The following is an 18106-nucleotide window of genomic DNA, read 5'->3' as shown; positions in this document are numbered from 1 at the left end:
CCCACCTTGCAGCGAGGCATAGTGAATGACGCAACCTCTTCTGGCGATGCGCGGCATCGTCAAGGCTTTTTCCGGCGTGAAGGCGCTCGACGGCATCGACCTCACCGTCTCGCCGGGCGAATGCGTGGGCTTGTGCGGCGAAAACGGCGCGGGCAAATCGACGCTGATGAAAGTGCTCTCCGGCGTGTATCCGCACGGCACCTGGGACGGCGAAATCAGATGGGAAGGCGAACCGCTGAGGGCCACCAGCATCCGCGATACCGAACGCGCGGGCATCATCATCATTCACCAGGAACTGATGCTCGTGCCGGAGCTGTCGGTCGCGGAGAACATCTTCCTCGGCAACGAGATCACGCTGCCCGGCGGCCGCATGAACTACGCGGCGATGTATCAGCGCGCCGACGAACTGCTGCGCGAACTCGGCATCAGCGGTATCAACGCCGCGCAACCTGTGATGAACTACGGCGGCGGCCATCAGCAACTGATCGAAATCGCCAAGGCGCTGAACAAGCGCGCGAAGCTGCTGATTCTCGACGAACCGTCGTCGTCGCTGACCGCGGCGGAAATCGCGATTCTGCTCGACATCGTGCGCGATCTGAAGCGGCGCGGCATTGCCTGCGTGTACATCTCGCACAAGCTCGACGAAGTCGCGGCCGTGTGCGACACGATCAGCGTGATTCGTGACGGGCGTCATGTTGCGACCGAGCCGATGCACGCGCTCACGACCGACCGCATCATCTCGCTGATGGTCGGCCGCGAGATCAGGAACCTGTTTCCGCGCGAGCCGCATCCGATCGGCGACGTGATCTTCGAAGCGCGCAATGTCACCTGCTTCGACGTGACGAATCCGCGCCGCAAGCGCGTGGACGACGTGTCGTTCTCGTTGCGGCGCGGCGAAATTCTCGGTATCGCGGGACTGGTCGGCGCGGGCCGCACCGAGCTGATGCAGGCGATTTTCGGCGCGTATGCCGGCGTCAGCAACGCGAGCGTCGTGCTCGACGGCAAGCCGCTGAAAATCAACGCGCCGATCGACGCCATCCGCGCGGGTATCGCGATGGTGCCGGAGGACCGCAAACGCCACGGCATCGTGCCGGGCCTGAGCGTTGGTCACAACATCACGCTCGCGGTGTTGCAGCGTTTTGCATCGGGCGGCCGAATCGATTCCGCGGCCGAGCTCGACACGATCCACACGGAGATGAAGCGGCTTTCGGTGCGTGCCGCGAATCCGATGCTGTCGATCGCCAGTCTTTCCGGCGGCAACCAGCAGAAGGCCGTGCTCACGCGCATGCTGCTGACCGATCCGAAAGTGCTGATCCTCGACGAACCGACGCGCGGCGTCGACGTCGGCGCGAAATACGAAATCTACAAGCTGATCTTTCAACTGGCGCAGCGCGGCATGTCGATCGTGATGGTGTCGTCCGAATTGCCGGAAGTACTCGGCATCAGCGACCGCGTGCTCGTGATCGGCGAGGGCGAGTTGCGCGGCGACTTCGTCAACGATGGCCTCACCCAGGAGGACATACTCGGCGCCGCGATCCGCCCCGCGCATTTATCTTCGAACCCAACCGCAGCGAGTGCCGCATGACTCCCGACGTGACTTCCCAACGCACCGACGATGCCGTACCGCGACGCGCATTCGGCGGCACCCAGCGTATCCAGCAACTGTTCGCGCGCTACAAGATTCTCGCGCTGCTGATTGCGGTCGCCGTGATCTGGACGTTCTTCTCGGTGCTCACGCACGGCGCGTTCGTTACGCCGCGCAATCTGTCGAACCTGCTGCGGCAGATGTCGATTACCGGCATGCTCGCGTGCGGCATGGTGTTCGTGATCATCGCGGGCGAGATCGATCTGTCGGTCGGTTCGCTGCTCGGTCTGCTCGGCGGCGTCGCCGCGATTCTCGACGTGAACCGCCACTGGCCGATCGGCGTGACGATTCCGGTCGTGCTGTTGCTGGGCGTGGCGGTCGGCATGTTCAACGGCTGGTGGTCGACGTACCGGCGCGTGCCGTCGTTTATCGTCGGGCTCGGCGGCATGCTCGCGTATCGCGGCATTCTGCTCGGCATTACCGGCGGTTCGACGATCGCGCCGGTGTCGGACAGCTTCGTGTTCGTCGGCCAGGGCTATCTGCCGCGGCTTGCCGGCGACACGCTCGCCGTCATACTGTTCGTGCTGCTCGCATTCCTGACGATCCGCCAGCGCGCGAACCGTCAGTGCTATCAGTTGCGGGTCGTGCCGTTCTGGCAGGACGTCGCGAAAGTGATCGGCGCGGGGGCGATTCTCGCGGGCTTCGTCGCCACGCTCGACCGCTACGGCGGCATTCCGGTTCCCGTGCTGCTGCTGCTCGCGCTGCTCGGCATCTTCACGTGGATCGCGACGCAGACCGTGTTCGGGCGCCGCATCTACGCGGTCGGTTCGAACCTCGAGGCGACGCGGCTGTCCGGCGTGAATACCGAGCGCGTGAAGCTCGCGATCTTCGCGCTGATGGGGCTGATGTGCGCGTTCGCCGGCATCGTCAACACGGCGCGGCTCGCGGCCGGTTCGCCGTCGGCGGGTTCGATGGGCGAGCTCGATGCGATCGCCGCGTGCTTTATCGGCGGCACGTCGATGCGCGGCGGTTCCGGCACCGTGTACGGCGCGCTGATCGGCGCGCTGGTGATGGCGAGCCTCGACAACGGCATGTCGATGCTCGACGTCGACGCCTACTGGCAGATGATCGTGAAGGGCGGCATTCTCGTTCTGGCCGTGTGGATCGACGTGATGGCCGGCTCGAACCGCCGCTGACGCGCTGAATTGCAGGAACCGGGGTGGGGCCGGCGCGGGCCGGGACACCCCGTTTTTTCGCGCAGTTAATGAAACGCCCCACGATTTCCCTTGCTGTCATCCCCCGCCCGCATTCCCGCGCCCCACGGCGTGTCCAGTTGAGCGCGCGCATTTAAGTCCCACGCGCTCGTTTCCGTCTTATTACTATTCCGCAAAAGTGCAGTCATGCGTTTTTGCGCCTTCGCCGTTTCCCCGTCACTGTGCGAGCCGGACGAGCCATGCCATGTTAACGCGCAGAACCTTCCTGCTCGGCGGCGCCAGCGCGGTAGGCGGGTTGCTGGTCGGCTGGACCGTGCTGCCGCCGCGGCAACGCCTGACAGGCTCGACACCGCTGCCGATCCAGGGCTCGCAGGTTGCGCTGAACGGCTGGGTCAAGATTGCCGCCGACAACAGCGTGACGGTCATGATGTGCAAGGCCGAAATGGGACAGGGCATCCACACGGGCCTTGCGATGCTGCTCGCCGAGGAACTGGACGCCGACTGGTCGCAGGTGCGTGTCGAGGAAGCGCCGATCGACAAGATCTATAACGCGGTGCAGAGCATCGTCGACGATCTGCCTTTTCGTCCCGACGACGACAGCGTCGTCAAGCGCGGCGTCGTATGGATCACGCGTAAGGCGGTGCGCGAGTTCGGCACGATGATGACGGGCGGCTCGTCGAGCATGAACGATCTATGGACGCCGATGCGCGAGGCCGGCGCGTCCGCGCGCGCGATGCTGATCGGCGCGGCGGCCGGGCGATGGGACGTGCCGGCCGGCGAATGCCGCGCGGAAAAGGGCTACGTGCTGCACGCGTGGGGGCATAAGGCGAGCTTCGGCGAACTGGCGACCATGGCGGCGCGGCAGCCGCTGCCGCGCAAGGTCGCGCTCAAGCAGCCGGCCGATTTCAAGCTGATCGGCCAGCCCGTGCGCCGCATCGAAGCGGCATCGAAGATCAACGGCACCGCGCGTTTCAGCATCGACGTGCTGCCCACCGGTTTGCTGTACGCGAGCGTCGTGATGTGCCCGGTGCTCGGCGGCACCGTCGCGCATTTCGACGTGACGCCCGCGCGCAAGATGCCGGGCTTCATCAAGGCGTTCGCCGTGGCTCCTTATGCCGGCGGGACCGGTGCCGTGGCGGTGATCGCGGACAACCCGTATCGCGCGATGAACGCGGTCACGGCGATCAAGGTGGATTGGCACAACGGCGCGGCGGCCACGCTGTCGAGCGTGGACGTGCAGCAGCACCTCGTCGGCGCGCTCGACGACACCGACGGCCACGTGTATTTCGAGCGCGGCCATCCCGACACCGCGATGAGCCACGCAAAGCGCACGATCGAAGCCGTGTACTACGTGCCGTATCTCGCGCATGGCGCGGTCGAGCCGCTGAACTGCACCGCGCAGGTGGCGGACGGCGCGGCGACCATCTGGGTGTCGACGCAAGTGCCGGCGCTCGCGCGGCAGCATGTCGCGAAGGCGCTCGATATCGACGCCGGGCAGGTCGACGTGCAGACGCAATTGCTCGGCGGCGCGTTCGGGCGGCGTCTCGAACTCGATTTCATCGCGCAGGCCGCGATGATTGCGCGCGAGGCGGACGGCCGGCCGGTGCAGACCATCTGGTCGCGCGCGCAGGATTTCACGCACGACTTCTACCGGCCGGCGTGCGCGGCATCGCTCGAAGCCGGCTTCGACGAGCACGGCAAACTGGTCGCGTGGCATGCGAAGTCGGCGGGGCAGGCGATCGTGCCGGAATCGCTCGCGCGCTATTACGGCGTGCCGCGCATTCCGATCGACAAGACCACGTGCGAAGGCGCGTTCGACCAACCGTACGAATGGCCCGCCGCGCGTGTGTCGCACAGGATCGTCGAACTGCCGGTGCCGATCGGCTTCTGGCGCTCGGTCGGCCATTCGCACCAGGCGTTCTTCACCGAGAGCTTCACCGACGAAGCCGCGGTGGCGGCCGGCCAGGATCCGGTTGCATTTCGCGCGGCGCTGCTCGCGCAGCATCCGCGGCACCTGGCGGTTCTGAAGCGCGTCGAGGCGTTATCGGGCTGGGGAAGCCCGCTCAAGCGCGCTCCCGATGGCGCGCGGTGCGCGCGTGGCGTTGCATTGCATGAAGCATTCGGCAGCGTCGTCGCGCAGGTTGCCGAGGTATCGATCGGGCCGAAGCAGCAGATTCGCGTGCATCGGGTGGTGTGCGTGATCGATTGCGGCTTGCCGGTGAATCCGAATCTGATTCGCCAGCAGATGGAAGGCGGCATCGTATTCGGTCTGTCTAGCGCGTTGCAGAACGAGATCACGATCGTCAAAGGCGAGGTGCAGCAGAAGAATTTCGTCGACTTTCCGGTCGTGCGGATGGACGTGTGTCCGGCGATCGAAGTCGACATCATGCCGAGTCAGTTGCATCCGCAAGGCGTCGGCGAACCGGGCGTGCCGCCGGTTGCGCCGGCGGTGGCCAATGCGGTGTTCGCGCTGACCGGGCAGCGTCTGCGCACGTTGCCGCTGCGGCTCTCGTGACGTGATGAAGTGACGCGTGGTGCGGTGGATGACTCGAGGTTAGGCGCTTGGGATTCAGGAGGCGGGGATGAGCGTGCTGAACATCAACGGACGCATGGTCAAGGTCGAGGCCGAACCGGACATGCCGCTGCTATGGGTGCTGCGCTGCGATCTCGGCATGACCGGCACGAAGTTCGGCTGCGGCGTCGGCATTTGCGGCGCGTGCACGATCAATCTGGATGATGCCGCGTGCTTTGCGTGTCAGACGCCGATGTCGAGCCTGCATACGCAGAAGATCACGACGATCGAGGGCATCCAGGGGCGCGAAGCGCAGGCGCTGAAAGCGGCGTGGATCGAGCTCGACGTGGTGCAGTGCGGGTATTGCCAGAGTGCTCAATTGATGGCGGCTCTCGCGTTGCTGAAGCGCAAGCCTGATCCGACCGATGCCGATATCGATGCGGCGATGACGCCGGTGGTGTGCCGTTGCGGCACGTATCCGCGGGTGCGGGCGGCGATTCATCTGGCGGCGGGGAAGGGGCGCTAGAGTTCGTACTCGCGCGCCCCCTGGAACAGCTTAATTAGCCAGCATCTCCACCACGGCAACCACCGCCGTGAAGATACCGATGCATCCGCCCAGCGTAGCTGCACCTTGCAGGAATGGCGACATAAGTGACCCCGTAGCGTGTAGTGGTGTCACGTATTTAACTCGAAATGAAAGCAAAAAGAAAGGTTTTCAAAAATAAATCGAAACCTCGTCAGGGCGCCTTGGCTGCCGTGGCAGCCGCGGGCACCGGCACCGTCCCGGCAGACGCCGCAACCGGCACGGCCTTCACCGCCTCACCCGGCGCACTTTGCCCTTCCACCTCCCAGCCGCCGCCGAGCGACAGGAACAGATTGACCTGATCGATTGCCACCTGCCCCTGCGCCGCCGCGAGTTGCGCCTTCGCGGCCGTCAGCGTGCGCGTCGCGTCGAGATCGGAGATGAACGACTCGCGCCCGGCGCGATACAGTCGATGCGTTTCGTCTGCGGATTCCGTCGCCGACTTCAGCGCCGCGCGCAGCGAATCGGCGCGTGCGTAGTCGGACGCGTAGGTCGCGAGACTGGTTTCGGTTTCGCGCAGCGCGGTCAGCACCGCGCCGTCGAACTTCGCGAGCGCGACCTGGCTCGACGCCTGCGCCTCGCGCACGCGGCCGCGCGCGCCGTTGGCCGGGAAGGTCCAACTGATCAGCGGGCCGAATGCCCAGCGCGCGGTCGGCGACGTGCCGATGTCCTCGAGAATGCCGGTGTAGCCGGCCGACGCGCCGATGCTCACGGTCGGATACAGCGCGCCGGTCGCGACGCCGATGCGCGCGGTCGATGCCGCCAGTTGACGCTCGGCCTCGCGGATATCCGGGCGGCGTCTGAGTAGCGCGGCGCCATCGCCGATCGGGATCGGCTGACGGATTTGCGGCAGCCGGTCGCAAGCGAGCACGGCCGGCGGCAGATCCGACGGCGCGCGCGCGAGCAGCGCCGCGAGCTGGTATTGCGCGATCTTGCGGCGCGCCGCGTAGCGCGGGATATCCGCCATCAGATTTTCGACCTGGGTCTGGCCGCGCGTCACTTCGGTCTGGTTGCCGCGGCCCGCGTCGCGCAGCCGGCGCGACACGTCCACGCGCTGTTTCTGCAGCGCGAGCGATTGCTGCGCGATGCGCAGTTCCTCGGCGGCCGAGCATTGCTCGACGTACGAGCGCACCACGTCCGCGACCACGGTGATGCGCGCGAGGTCGCCGGCGGACTCGACGGCCTCGGTGTCCGCCTGCGCCGCTTCGACGCCGCGGCGCAGCTTGCCGAACAGATCGAATTCGTACGAGATGCTGATGCCCATGTCGCCTTCGTTCGCGACCGGCAGTTTCTCGGACAGCAGATACTGCTCGGCCGATTCCTGCGCGCGTTCGATCGCCACCGACGCCTTGCCCGAGAAGCCGCCCTGCGCCTGCGCGACGCCGAGCGCCGCGCGCGAGCGCGCCAGATTCGCGGCCGCGACGCGCAGGTCGGTGTTGGATTTCAGCGCTTCGTCGACGAGACCGTTCAGCACCGGATCGTCGTAGAGCTTCCACCAGATGGTCGGCGTGTTGAGGGTCGACGTCAGCGCCGGGTCGGCGCCTTCGATCGGTCCGTTCGCGAGCGGCGCATTGACGAGCGCCTGCTTCGGCAGCGTGTAGTCGGGGCCGACGTTGAGGCAGCCGTTCAGCGCAAGCGCCAGCGGCAGCAATGGCAGCAGCGCGGGCAGACGCGGCAGCGAAGACAAGGTACGCGCGAATTTCATTGCGACGCGCCCGACGAAGCCGCGGCCGACACGGCGGAACTGGACGCGACGGCCGAACCCGGCGCCACCGCCGCGGCCGACGCCGCCACCGTTCCCGACGCCGGTCGCCTTCTGGCCGGCGACAGATCCCGCACCGACACCGTCGCCGTCCGTCCGGCGATCATGCGGAAATCAGCGGGCACTTCATCGAGCGCGACCCGCACCGGAATGCGCTGCGCGAGCCGCACCCAACTGAACGCCGGATTCACGTTCGGCAGCAGGTTCGAGCCTTGCGTGCGGTCGCGGTCCTCGATGCCGGCGACGATGCTCTGCACGTGACCGCGCAGCGGCGTCGGCTCGCCCATCACGGTGATGTCGACCGGCTGGCCGATGTCGATGCCGCGCAGCTTGGTTTCCTCGAAGTAGCCGTCGACGCGGAACGAATGCATGTCGACCACCGAGACCACCGCGCGTCCCGCCGCGACGAATTCGCCGACGCGCGGCGCGCGGTCGTTCAGATAGCCGTCTACCGGACTCCTGATCGTCGCGCGTTCGAGGTTCAGCCGCGCGGTGTCGATCGCCACCTTCGTTTCCGCGAGCGCGGCTTCGCCGGTTTCCACGCGCGAGCGGCTTTCCTCGAGCACTTCGGCGGCGACGAGGTTGCCGAGTTTCTGATTGCGCGCGTATTCGCGGCGCGCCTGCGCGAGCGTCGCGTTACGCTGCAGCATGGTTGCCTCGGCCTGGCGCAGCGCGAGCGTGTAGCGCGCCTGGTCGATCACGAACAGCACCTGACCTTGCTTGACCTGCTGGTTGTCCGTTACTTCGACCGCTGAAATCAGCCCCGAGATATCCGGCGCGACCTGGATCACGTCGGCGCGCACGTGGCCGTCGCGGGTCCACGGCGCGAACATGTAATAGGCGACCAGTTTCCACAGCACGAGCGCTGCGATCACGACGACGATCAGGGTCAGCAGGATCTGACCGACGGAGAACCAGGTTTTTTTCACGTTATTAGTCTGTGCGAAACGACGACGACAAGGCCCAGCACCAGCACGTAGATGCCGAGATCGAAGATGGAGCGATGCCAGACGAAGCGGTAAAAGCCGACGTAGGCGAGCACGGTGCGGATCGCGAGGTTGATCAGATACGCGATCAACATCAGCACCAGCACGGCCGGCACGAACACGCCGAAGATATCGATTTCACCGATCATCGCGGGAACTGGAAAAGGAGTGGAACGGGTTGCGGAAACAGGCGCGGGAACGGGTGCATCACGCGGCGGCCTCCGGTTCGGTCGGCGTCGGTTTCGTGAGCGTGGCCGGAAACAGCGAAAGACGCAAGCCGACCAGCGCGTGCAACGCATCGCGCAACTGGCGCGCGGAGGTTGGCGAAGTTTCGGTCGGCGCCGCGGCATTCGCGAGCCCTTGCACGGTGACGCGCGCGACCGCTCTGTCGATCGATGCCATCAGGCTCTCCGGTACCGGCTCGCGCCGGCGGCTGTCGACGCAGCTTTCGTAATATGTACGCACTCCATCGAGAACATGTTCGATCGCGGCCGGCGCTTCGCCGCCGAGCTTGCGGGTGAGGCGCCGCAGATCGAGTGCGTTGAACGCGATGCGCAGATCGCGGAAGCTTTCGATGGATGGATGGCGATGGTCGTCGGTTGCGCCGAGGCGTGGGATGAGCTGCAACAGACGGTCGAGCATGCGCGCGGCGAGATTGCGTGGATCCTCGATCGGCCGCGTCGACGCGGTGAGCGCGACGTCGGCCCAGCTCGAGCGCAACAGCCGCGCCGCGGCGAGTTCGGCGCCGAACGGGCGCGTCACGCGGGTCCACAGATACGCATACAGTAGACCGGCGAGGCCCGCGAGATTCGCGTTCATGAACGTGAGGAAGTTCGCGTCGTACGCGTCCTGAATACTGATGAACGTGGCCGTGTTCACGGCGACCAGCACCGTCACCATGTTGAACTGCGGACGCGGGATCAGCGTGCCGACCAGAATGAACGGCACCGAGAACAGGATCACCAGCATCGGGAAGTCGTGCACCTGCGGCAGCACGACGAACAGATAGAGGCCCGCGGCCGCCACGCTGACGGCGGTCGCGACGAAGAAGCGGAACACGAACGGCGCGGGTTCGTCGAGCGCGGCGAAGAAGCAGCAGGCCACCGCCGCGAGCGTCACCGCGCTCGCGCCGTCGTTCCAGCCCGAGCTGATCCACAGCGTACACGCGAGGATTACCGCGGCGCCCGCCGACAAGGTCGCGAACAGCATCATGCCGCGATCGTAGAAGCGCTCGGTGCCGCCGAGCCGCCAGTGACGGAAGTGCGGCCGCCACGAACCTTCCTCGCGCGTGATGATGATGCGCAGCGAGCGGCAGTCCTGCCACACGTCGATCACCTGCTTGAGCCGCCACAGCGCGTTCGACAGCAGCGCGCCGTTCCAGTGCGTGAGCGCGGCGGCGGGCGGCCGCATCGCGGCGATGCGCTCGCGCAGCGCGTTGGCGGTTTCGTCCGGGTGATCGCCCTCGCTGACGGCGGGCAGCGGCTGGTTGAACCACTTGATCACGTCGGCGAGCAGCGTGTCGAGCCCTTCTGGCCAGCTATGCCGGCCGTTGTTGTAAAGCGCGAGCAGCGGGTCGGCGAGCGACGACATGATCGGCAGCAGCAGTTGCATGCGCCCGCGCAGTTCGTGCGCGCGTGCGAGCACATCGGGTCGCGTGTGATCGTAGGCAAGCTGGCTCAGCAGCAGTTCGAGACCGTTGATCGTGCTGGCGATGCGCTGCCGCGCGCCCGAGATCGCCGCGCCCGCGATGCGTCCCGACAAGGTTTCGGTCGCGTAGAACGCGGCGTCGCGAAACCACGCGTCGGTGCGCTCGATGATGGTCGGCGCGAGCCGGCTCGGAAACAGCGCACTGCCGACGATGCTCGCGCAGACGATGCCGAGCGTGATTTCCTCGGTCCGGCTGACCGCGAGATCGAAGATGCCGGTGGGATTCGTCACCGACGGCAGCGCGATGATCGGCATCGTATAAGCGGACAGCATGAACACGTAGCTGCGCGCGGTGCGGTCGGACACCGCGAAGTAGAGCATCGTGCCGACCCACGTGGCGACGATCACGCTGAACAGATACGGCGATTCGACGAACGGCGGCACGAGCAGCACCGCGCCGGCCGCGCCGAGCGCGGTGCCGAGCGCGCGATAGATCGCCTTGGAACGGGTCGCGCCGATGAACGGATTCGACACGATGTAGACGGTGGCCATTGCCCAGTACGGCCGCGGCAGTTCGAACGCGAGGCCGATGTAGAGCGCGAGCATCGCCGCCGCGAAAGTCTTGACCGAGAACAGCCAGTCGCGAAGGGTGGGATAGACCATAAACCGTTACGCGGAATCGGCGTTATGCGGCGCCGTTGCGCGGGCGCCGCGTCTGGTGGGCCTGCGTGCGTTGGCGGTGCCGCGGGATTGGCTGGCGGCTTTGCCGGTGGTTTTGCCCGCCGGTTTGCCAGATGCGTTACTGGTTTTGATGGTTTTGCCGGCGACGGACGCGCGCCTCGCCGGTGCGCGCTTTTCCGGCGCTATGCGCGTCGCTGCCGCGTCGCGCCCGGTGCCCGGCTCGGCGCGCCCGGCGGTGTCCGTCGCGAACGCGGCGAACACGCGCAGCGCGGCTTCCAGATCGTCGCGCGATACGCCTTTGAGCGCCTGTGCGCGCAATGTGACCAGTTCCTCTTCCATCTTCGCGGTGACGGCGCGGCCTTCGTCGGTGAGCGCAACGGTCTTGGCGCGACGGTCTTCGGGATCTTCGTCGCGGCGCATCAGGCCGGCCGCGCATAACTGGTCGAGCAGCCGCACGAGCGACGGCCCCTCGATACCGACGTGATCGGCGAGCGTGACCTGGCGTACCGCCGAGCCGAGCCGGCTTGCGGTCAGAAGCGGCGTCGCGCACGCTTCGGAGACGTTGAAGGCCGCAAGCACGCTATGACTCGTGCGCCGCCATTTTCTGGCGGCGACGACCAGCGTGCTGCTGACGGTACGGCGCAGGACATCGAGATTCGACATGGCCGGTATTGTATTTCCAAAAAATTCGTTAGCAAACTATTGAATTGGAAATTCGTGCGGCGCCGGCGGAGTTTGCTGCGCGAATGCGACAGTGGCGTTAAATCAGTGGGGAGGGGGCTTGCTTATTGGCAGCCCATGCATCGGCTTTGCGCAACGATTTCAGGCGGCCAGCACGAGCCGCACCGTGCGCGCCAGTTCGTCGAGCTGGAACGGCTTGCGCAGGACCGTGCAGCGCTTGACCGCGAGGCCGGAGATGTCGACGTCCGCATAACCGGTTGCGAGTATCACCGGCAGATCGGCGCGCAGCTTGCGCGCTTCGGCGATCACGTCGATGCCGTTCATGCCGGGCATCGCGAAGTCGACCATCAGCAGATCGGGATGGTTGTCGTGCAGGAGCTTCAGGCCGGCCTGGCCGTCGGCCGCCTCGGTCACCGTATAGCCGAGCATGCGCAACGATTCGACGAGCATCGCGCGCACTTCGCCGTCGTCCTCGACGACGAGCACGTGCCTGTCGCCGGCGGCGTTCGCTTCGGCGCCGGACTGCGCTTCGGTCCGTGCGGCCACGCGCTCGCGCCATGGCAGCCAGATCTGCACGGTGGTGCCCACGCCTTCCTCGCTGAAGACGCGCGCGGCGCCGCCCGCCTGTCGCGCGATGCCGTACACCTGGCTCAGGCCGAGCCCGGTGCCCTTGCCGACCGGCTTGGTCGTGAAGAACGGATCGAACACGCGCGACACGATCCCGGGCGGGATGCCTACGCCGGTATCGGTGACTTCGATCACCACGTAACGGCCGTCCTTCAGTGTCTGGTCGGGCGCGTCGCGCGTCTTCACGCGAATGTCGAGGCGGCCGCCGCCCGGCATCGCGTCGCGTGCATTGATCGCGAGGTTGAGCACCGCGAGTTCGAGCTGATTGGCATCGGCCTGGGTCCACATTTCGTCGCGCTCGAATTCATTGCTATAGCGGATGCCCGAGCCGAGCGACACCGCGACGATGTCGCGCATGCCTTGCAGCAGCGCGACCACGTCGACCGCTTTCAGATCGGGATTGCTGTTGCGCGAGAAGGTCAGCAACTGGCCCGTCAGCTTCGCGCCGCGTTCGGTCGCGCGTTTGACGGTGGCCGCCATGCCGCGGATGCGCTCGTCGCCGCTGACCCGCGCGATCAGCTCCGCATTGACCATGATCACGTTCAGCAGATTGTTGAAGTCGTGCGCGATACCGCCCGTCAACTGACCGAGCGCTTCCATCTTCTGCGATTGCACGAGCACGGCCTGCACCTTCGCGCGCTCGTGAATCTCCGCCGTCAGCCGGTCGTTGGCGGACGCGAGTTCGTGCGTGCGCTCGGATATGCGGCTCTCCAGCGAATCGTTCAACTGCACGAGCGCCTTCTGCGCGGCGAGGCGATCGGAGAGCAGACGCCGCGCTTCGTACTGCCGCGAGCGTGCCCGCAGCGACGAAGCAACCGCGCGCCGCAGCGTCTCCGAATTGAGCGGACGTTCGAGCACGACCACGTTGCCGAGCTGTTCGAGCACTTCGAGTCCGCGCGCGGAGCGGCGCTCGGGACTCGGCGCGGCGAGCACGATGAACGGAAAGTCGGACCATGCGGGCTGCCGCTCGAGCCATGCGAACAGGCGCGTCGCCTGTCCGTTCGCAAGCGCTTCCTCGGTGAGCAGCGCGGTGCCCGCGCCGGCGTCGAGTTCGGCGGCGAGCATGCCGGCATCGCCGCACGTCACGCACTCGCGCGCGTCGTTGTGCAGGACCGCGGCGATGACCTCCGCGTCGCGGCCGAAAGGCGCCAGAATCAGGACCCGCTGCTCCATCGCTTACTGCCCTGAGGTATCGATCAGCCCGCTCGTCGCGCCGAGCATCGCGGTACTGCCCCGATACGCGGGCAAGCCGGACAGCACGCCCTCGAAGTCGCGCAGCGCTTCGCCGACCTCGACGCCCTCGGCGCCGAGACGGAACTGGCGGATCGAGTGTTCGTGCTCGTTCGCGCGGCTCTTCACGGTGGTCACCGCTGTCAGCACTTCGCCGTGGTGCTCGAAGTAGCGGAACAGCACGACCACGTCGCTGAGATAGCTGATGTCGATATCGGTCTGCACTTCGCCGATGACGCCATGCTGCCCGAGTATCAGCATCGTGATCACGCCCTGCTGGTTCAGGTAGCCGAGCAGCTCGTGCATGTGCAGCAGCAGATAACGCTCGCCGGGCATTGCCTGTAAATACGCGTTCAGGCTGTCGATCGCGACGTGGCGCACGCCCTGTGTTTCGACCACGTGGCGCATCTCGTTCGATAGTTGGCCTGGCGAGATTTCCGCCGGATCGATGTGGCGCAGCATCAGCAGGCCGCTTTCGATATGCGGCTCGAGCGGCATGCCGAACGCCGCGCAGCGGCCCATCAACGTGGTGAGCGTTTCGTCGAATACATAGTAGGCGCAGCGCTCGCCGCGTTCGAGCGCGGCGATCAGGCACGACACCGCGGTAGTGGTCTTGCCGACGCCTGACGGGCCGATGATCAGCGCATTGGTGCCGGGGATCAGGCCGCCGCCGAGCAGCGCGTCGAGCCCCGGGGTGCCGGTGCTGACCGGCTGCATCGCGAATTCGCTGCGATGCTCGGCCGCGACGAGACGCGGATACACGCGCAGGCCGCCCGTTTCCAGCGTGAAGTCGTGGAAGCCCTCGCGGAACTTGATGCCGCGCATCTTCGTGACGCGCAGGCGGCGACGATTGCCGCCGTAGTCGTGCGCGACGTTGTCGAGTCTGATGACACCATGCACGATGCTGTGGAGCTGAACGCCTGCCGGGTCGGCCGAAAGATCATCGAGCAGCAGCACCGTGCATGCGCGCGTCGAGAAATGGCGCTTGAGCGCGAGGATCTGCCGGCGATAGCGCAACGAATTTTCCGACAGCAGACGCAATTCGGAAAGGCTATCGAGCACGATGCGCGCGGGCTTTAATTTGTCGACCTGCTGGATCACGTTGCGCACGCTTTCGCCGAGTTCGACTTCGGCCGGGTGCAGCACGGTTTGCTCGTACTGCGGCTCGAGGCCCTCTTCGGGCAACTGTTCGAGGATCGTGAAGCGGTCGAGATTCCAGCCGTGGCTCGCGCCGACCGCGAGCAGTTCCGCGCGCGTCTCGGAGAGCGTGATGTAAAGGCCGGATTGCCCTTCTTCGAGGCCCTTGAGTAAGAATTGCAACGCCAGGGTGGTTTTGCCCGTGCCCGGTGCGCCTTCCACCAGGTACATCCGGTTCGGCGTGAAGCCGCCGCCCAGGATGTCGTCGATTCCTTCGATGCCGGAGGCAAGGCGGGCGGGTGTGGGGGCAGGAGTAATCGACATGATGGTGGGGCGCGTGGCGGTTGTGTGAGACGTCCGCGGTTGTGTCAACGGGATGGTGACGGCGGTGATTTCCGTGGGGTGGTATGGCCACGCAATTTGTGTGCCGCATGGTGGCGGCGTACGACGTCGACGCGCGTGGGCATGAAGCGTGCTGTCGCCATCTGAGGCAGCCGGCGAGTCGTTTGCAGTATTTCCGAGGTGCCGCCGACTCATTTCGCGCTTCCTGCTTCCCACTCCGCACTTTCAAACCGCCACGCCGAACATGAAACCCTATCGACTACCCGCTCTCGCATTGGCCGCGGCATCGCTAGGCGCGCTGCTGCCGTGCAGCGCATCCGCCGACGATTCGCCACGGCCGTGCGCCGCGCTCAAACGGATCGTGACTGCCGCGCCGGACGGCTTTGCATCGCTCTCGCCCGACGACGGCAAAGGCGTCGCGCAACCCTATGGCGACGACGCGCAATGCGCGGCGGCGCATCGCAGTTTCCAGTGCACGTGGACGCCGCATCAGGCGGCGGGCTCGAACACGGACGCGTTGGAGGCGGTCGCCGCCGATATCGCGTCGTGTTTGCCCGATGCGACGCACGATCAGAATTCGCCGGGACGTCAGCACTTTTTTCTCGGCGCAAAAAATCACCGCACCGAGATCACGTTGACGCCGGCGGGGGCGAACAGATTGCGGCTCGTGGTATCCGGACGATAAGCCGCGGTTCTTTTCAGACGATGGCGGCTGGCCACCATGTCCAGCCGCGCCGCGAGCGGCGTAATTCGACGACCGACAGCGGCGCGATCTCGATGCGCGAAAACACTGCCGGCGATGCGCCGAGCGCATGCACCAGGGCGGCTCGTACCAGCGGAGCGTGTGTGATCGCGATGATGGTTCGTGCGTGGGCCGACGCGCCGAGTGTCGCTTCGTTTTCTTCGTTTGCCGCGCGGCTCGCGGTTTTATTCGACTCCGGTGCGTCAAGCCATGCGCCGATCCGCTGCACGAGCTGACTGAACGATTCGCCGCCGGGCGGCGCGGCGTCGGGCTCGCGCGTCCATGCGGCGAGTTCGTGCGGCGCTTGAGCGGCAATCTCCGCGAGACGCTTTCCGCGCCACTCGCCGTAGTGCATATCCGCCAATGCGTCGACAGGCGTTGCGACGAGGCCGAGCGCCGCGGCCGTATCGCGCGCGCAGGCGGCCGGGCTCGCGAACACGGTGGCGTCGGCGGGAAGCGCGAGACGTGCGCGCGCGGCTTCGGTTTCGCCGCGGCCGCGTGCGTCGAGCGGCTCGTCGGCGGGAAAGCGGCCCGCGCGCTGCGCGGCGGTTGCCGCGTGGCTTATCAGTAACAGTCGCGTATCCATTCTGTGTGTTTACGTTGCCGCCGCGCCCGGCTTGATGGCTTCGTCAGCAGGCCGGGAGCGTTCGTGAAGCTATCACGACGGCCGAAGTTTAGCGCGTAGAATGGTGGCGCTGCGAAGCACGGAAGCCGGTGAGAACCCGGCGCGGTCGCGCCACTGTAATCGGCATTGCAAGTCGTCAGAAGAGCCGAAAGCCAGACCTGCGCTTCGTACCATTCCTCTGCAATCTATTTCGGGGCGCGTTACCCCAGGAGATGTCCATCATGACCGAAGCTGCTTTCGATCCCGCCGCGCGGCCGGCGGCTCAGCCCACGCCCATTCCTTTGCGCGAATTGCTGCCGTGGGTGGTGTTCGGCGGTTTGCTGCTGTTGCTCGCGCTTTATTTCGTGGGTGCGGAAGAGGGCGCCACGTCGCTCGTGCCGGGCATGTACGTGCATGAGTTCGTGCACGACGGCCGTCATCTGCTCGGCTTTCCCTGCCACTAACGGAGCCTGACATGGTGGGTAAATTGTTGGTACGCGGGATGCTCGCGGGCGTCGTCGCGGGCTTGCTCACGTTCACCTTCGCGCGAATCGTCGGGGAGCCGCAGGTCGATCAGGCCATTTCATTCGAAGAAAAAGCCGCCGCCGCGCGTGGCGAGGCACCCGAACCCGAAATCGTGAGCCGCGAGACGCAAGCGGGGCTCGGCTTGTTGACCGGTGTGGTCACGTATGGCGCGGCGATCGGCGGGCTGTTCTCACTGGTGTTCGCCTACGCGTATGGACGGGTGGGCGCGTTGAGCGTGCGGGCGTTGTCCGCGTGGCTCGCGCTCGGTGCGTTCATTGCGATCGTGATCGTGCCGAACATCAAGTATCCGGCCAATCCGCCATCGGTCGGCGATCCGGAGACGATCGGCACGCGCACGGGCCTGTTCTTTCTGATGATTGCGATTTCGCTTGCGACGATGGTGTTTTCGCTGAAAGTGCGCCGTCGCGTGGTCGCGAAGCTGGGCGTGTGGAACGGATCGATTGTCGCGGGCCTCGTGTTCGTCGTGATCATCGCGGCCGTGCAACTGTCGATGCCGGTCATCAACGAAGTGCCTGCAACGTTCCCCGCGGTACTGCTGTGGAAATTCCGCGTCGCGGCGATCGGCATGCAGGTGATCATGTGGACGACGATCGGGCTGCTGTTCGGCGCACTGGTCGAACGCAGCGCTTTCATGCGCGCGAATGCGCGCGTGACGATGAAGTCGGCGTGAAGTTAATGGAGAAGCGTGACCGCGCAAGCGGTCGCGCTTCGCGCGCAATACGCGAGAACGTTTTTATTTCAAGTACCTGGCGGGGTTGTGGAACGGTTATCCACAGGCTTGTTCCCATTTTCTGTGGAAAAGTCCGCGGAATGGTTTTCGCAACGGCTCTAATCGAGTACTTGCCATGTCGAAGCCTCTTTGGTATTGGCGTGCTCTCTATTAGTCAGTGCGCACACAGCAGTCGCGAAACTTCTTGTACTGCAGCCAGGCGTTCCGCCTGATGTGGAAGATTCATTGCTGAAGTTTCTTTCTCTTTCGACATTCTTCAATCTTCTCCGGCTCGACGAGTGAGACGGTTAACTCAATGAACCTTTCCCTAACATTGCTCATTTTTTAAGCTCTATAACTTTTCGAAAATAAATTGCGAGAAAGGGTTGACGGGGTACAGGCCGCATCGCATAATTCGCCTCCCGTTTGATGACGGACGCGAAGAAAGCAGAGCTTTCACGCAAATGATCTTTAAAAACCAGCAGCCGATAAGTGTGGGCACTTGATGCGGGATGCGG

16 protein-coding genes and 1 riboswitch are annotated in these 18106 nt (G+C 65.5%); of the genes, 7 read left to right on the top strand and 9 right to left on the bottom strand.

Going from position 1 to position 18106, the window contains the following annotated elements; all coding sequences use genetic code 11:
- Positions 1-25: 25 nt before the first annotated feature.
- From xylG to QM685_RS25690, 4 genes are all read left to right on the top strand, one after another.
- Complete coding sequence (xylG, locus tag QM685_RS25705) at positions 26-1585, top strand: D-xylose ABC transporter ATP-binding protein (RefSeq protein WP_415120713.1); 1560 nt, start codon at positions 26-28, stop codon at positions 1583-1585.
- Entirely contained in the window at positions 1582-2781 is a 1200-nt protein-coding gene (locus tag QM685_RS25700; protein ID WP_415120711.1) for a sugar ABC transporter permease, read from the top strand. The genes xylG and QM685_RS25700 overlap by 4 nt, the downstream gene beginning before the upstream one ends.
- A gap of 262 nt (positions 2782-3043) precedes the next feature.
- A complete protein-coding gene (locus tag QM685_RS25695; RefSeq protein ID WP_415120709.1) occupies positions 3044-5314 on the top strand; it encodes a molybdopterin cofactor-binding domain-containing protein in 2271 nt (756 codons plus the stop codon).
- Positions 5315-5381: 67 nt separating this feature from the next.
- Positions 5382-5837 (top strand): (2Fe-2S)-binding protein, encoded by a 456-nt coding sequence (locus QM685_RS25690; protein WP_415120707.1) that lies wholly within the window; start codon positions 5382-5384, stop codon positions 5835-5837.
- A 211-nt stretch (positions 5838-6048) separates the two neighbouring features.
- Here the strand turns inward: QM685_RS25690 and QM685_RS25685 are convergent, their stop codons facing one another.
- The 7 genes from QM685_RS25685 to QM685_RS25655 form a co-directional block, all read right to left on the bottom strand.
- A complete protein-coding gene (locus tag QM685_RS25685; protein ID WP_415120705.1) occupies positions 6049-7599 on the bottom strand; it encodes an efflux transporter outer membrane subunit in 1551 nt (516 codons plus the stop codon).
- A complete protein-coding gene (locus QM685_RS25680) occupies positions 7596-8585 on the bottom strand; it encodes an efflux RND transporter periplasmic adaptor subunit (RefSeq protein ID WP_415120703.1) in 990 nt (329 codons plus the stop codon). The genes QM685_RS25685 and QM685_RS25680 overlap by 4 nt, the downstream gene beginning before the upstream one ends.
- The gene (locus tag QM685_RS25675) at positions 8582-8791 is read right to left on the bottom strand and encodes a DUF1656 domain-containing protein (RefSeq protein WP_415120701.1); all 210 of its coding nucleotides are present in this window, start codon (positions 8789-8791) and stop codon (positions 8582-8584) included. Before QM685_RS25675 ends, QM685_RS25680 begins: the two co-directional genes overlap by 4 nt.
- A 58-nt stretch (positions 8792-8849) precedes the next feature.
- Entirely contained in the window at positions 8850-10952 is a 2103-nt protein-coding gene (locus QM685_RS25670; RefSeq protein ID WP_415120699.1) for an FUSC family protein, read from the bottom strand.
- A 6-nt stretch (positions 10953-10958) separates the two neighbouring features.
- Positions 10959-11633, bottom strand: coding sequence for a MarR family transcriptional regulator (locus QM685_RS25665; RefSeq protein ID WP_415120697.1), 675 nt, complete (start codon positions 11631-11633; stop codon positions 10959-10961).
- A gap of 159 nt (positions 11634-11792) precedes the next feature.
- Positions 11793-13451, bottom strand: a complete 1659-nt coding sequence (locus tag QM685_RS25660) for an ATP-binding protein (RefSeq protein WP_415120695.1) — start codon at positions 13449-13451, stop codon at positions 11793-11795.
- Between the two features lie 3 nt (positions 13452-13454).
- Positions 13455-14969, bottom strand: a complete 1515-nt coding sequence (locus tag QM685_RS25655; RefSeq protein ID WP_415120693.1) for an ATPase domain-containing protein — start codon at positions 14967-14969, stop codon at positions 13455-13457.
- 262 nt (positions 14970-15231) lie between these two features.
- Here QM685_RS25655 and QM685_RS25650 point away from each other — a divergent pair, with 262 nt between their 5' ends.
- Positions 15232-15672, top strand: coding sequence for a hypothetical protein (locus QM685_RS25650; RefSeq protein ID WP_415120691.1), 441 nt, complete (start codon positions 15232-15234; stop codon positions 15670-15672).
- Positions 15673-15685: 13 nt separating this feature from the next.
- Here QM685_RS25650 and QM685_RS25645 read toward each other — a convergent pair whose 3' ends face one another.
- Positions 15686-16315, bottom strand: a complete 630-nt coding sequence (locus QM685_RS25645) for a histidine phosphatase family protein (protein WP_415120689.1) — start codon at positions 16313-16315, stop codon at positions 15686-15688.
- Between the two features lie 74 nt (positions 16316-16389).
- A riboswitch (cobalamin riboswitch) is annotated at positions 16390-16535 on the top strand.
- A 40-nt stretch (positions 16536-16575) separates the two neighbouring features.
- Here QM685_RS25645 and QM685_RS25640 point away from each other — a divergent pair.
- Both QM685_RS25640 and QM685_RS25635 read left to right on the top strand, forming a co-directional pair.
- Positions 16576-16797 (top strand): CbtB domain-containing protein, encoded by a 222-nt coding sequence (locus tag QM685_RS25640; RefSeq protein ID WP_415120687.1) that lies wholly within the window; start codon positions 16576-16578, stop codon positions 16795-16797.
- An 11-nt stretch (positions 16798-16808) separates the two neighbouring features.
- The gene (locus tag QM685_RS25635) at positions 16809-17549 is read left to right on the top strand and encodes a CbtA family protein (RefSeq protein ID WP_415120685.1); all 741 of its coding nucleotides are present in this window, start codon (positions 16809-16811) and stop codon (positions 17547-17549) included.
- 377 nt (positions 17550-17926) lie between these two features.
- On the opposite strand, the gene QM685_RS25630 is transcribed toward QM685_RS25635, so the two are convergent.
- The coding region (locus tag QM685_RS25630; protein ID WP_415120683.1) for a hypothetical protein at positions 17927-18106 on the bottom strand (180 nt) is incomplete at its 5' end.

Source organism: Paraburkholderia sp. (assembly GCF_047605525.1).
In the GTDB taxonomy this organism is placed as follows: domain Bacteria; phylum Pseudomonadota; class Gammaproteobacteria; order Burkholderiales; family Burkholderiaceae; genus Paraburkholderia.
The sequence above is the reverse complement of the archived record's forward strand: the minus strand, read 5'-3'. Positions and strand labels throughout refer to the sequence as shown.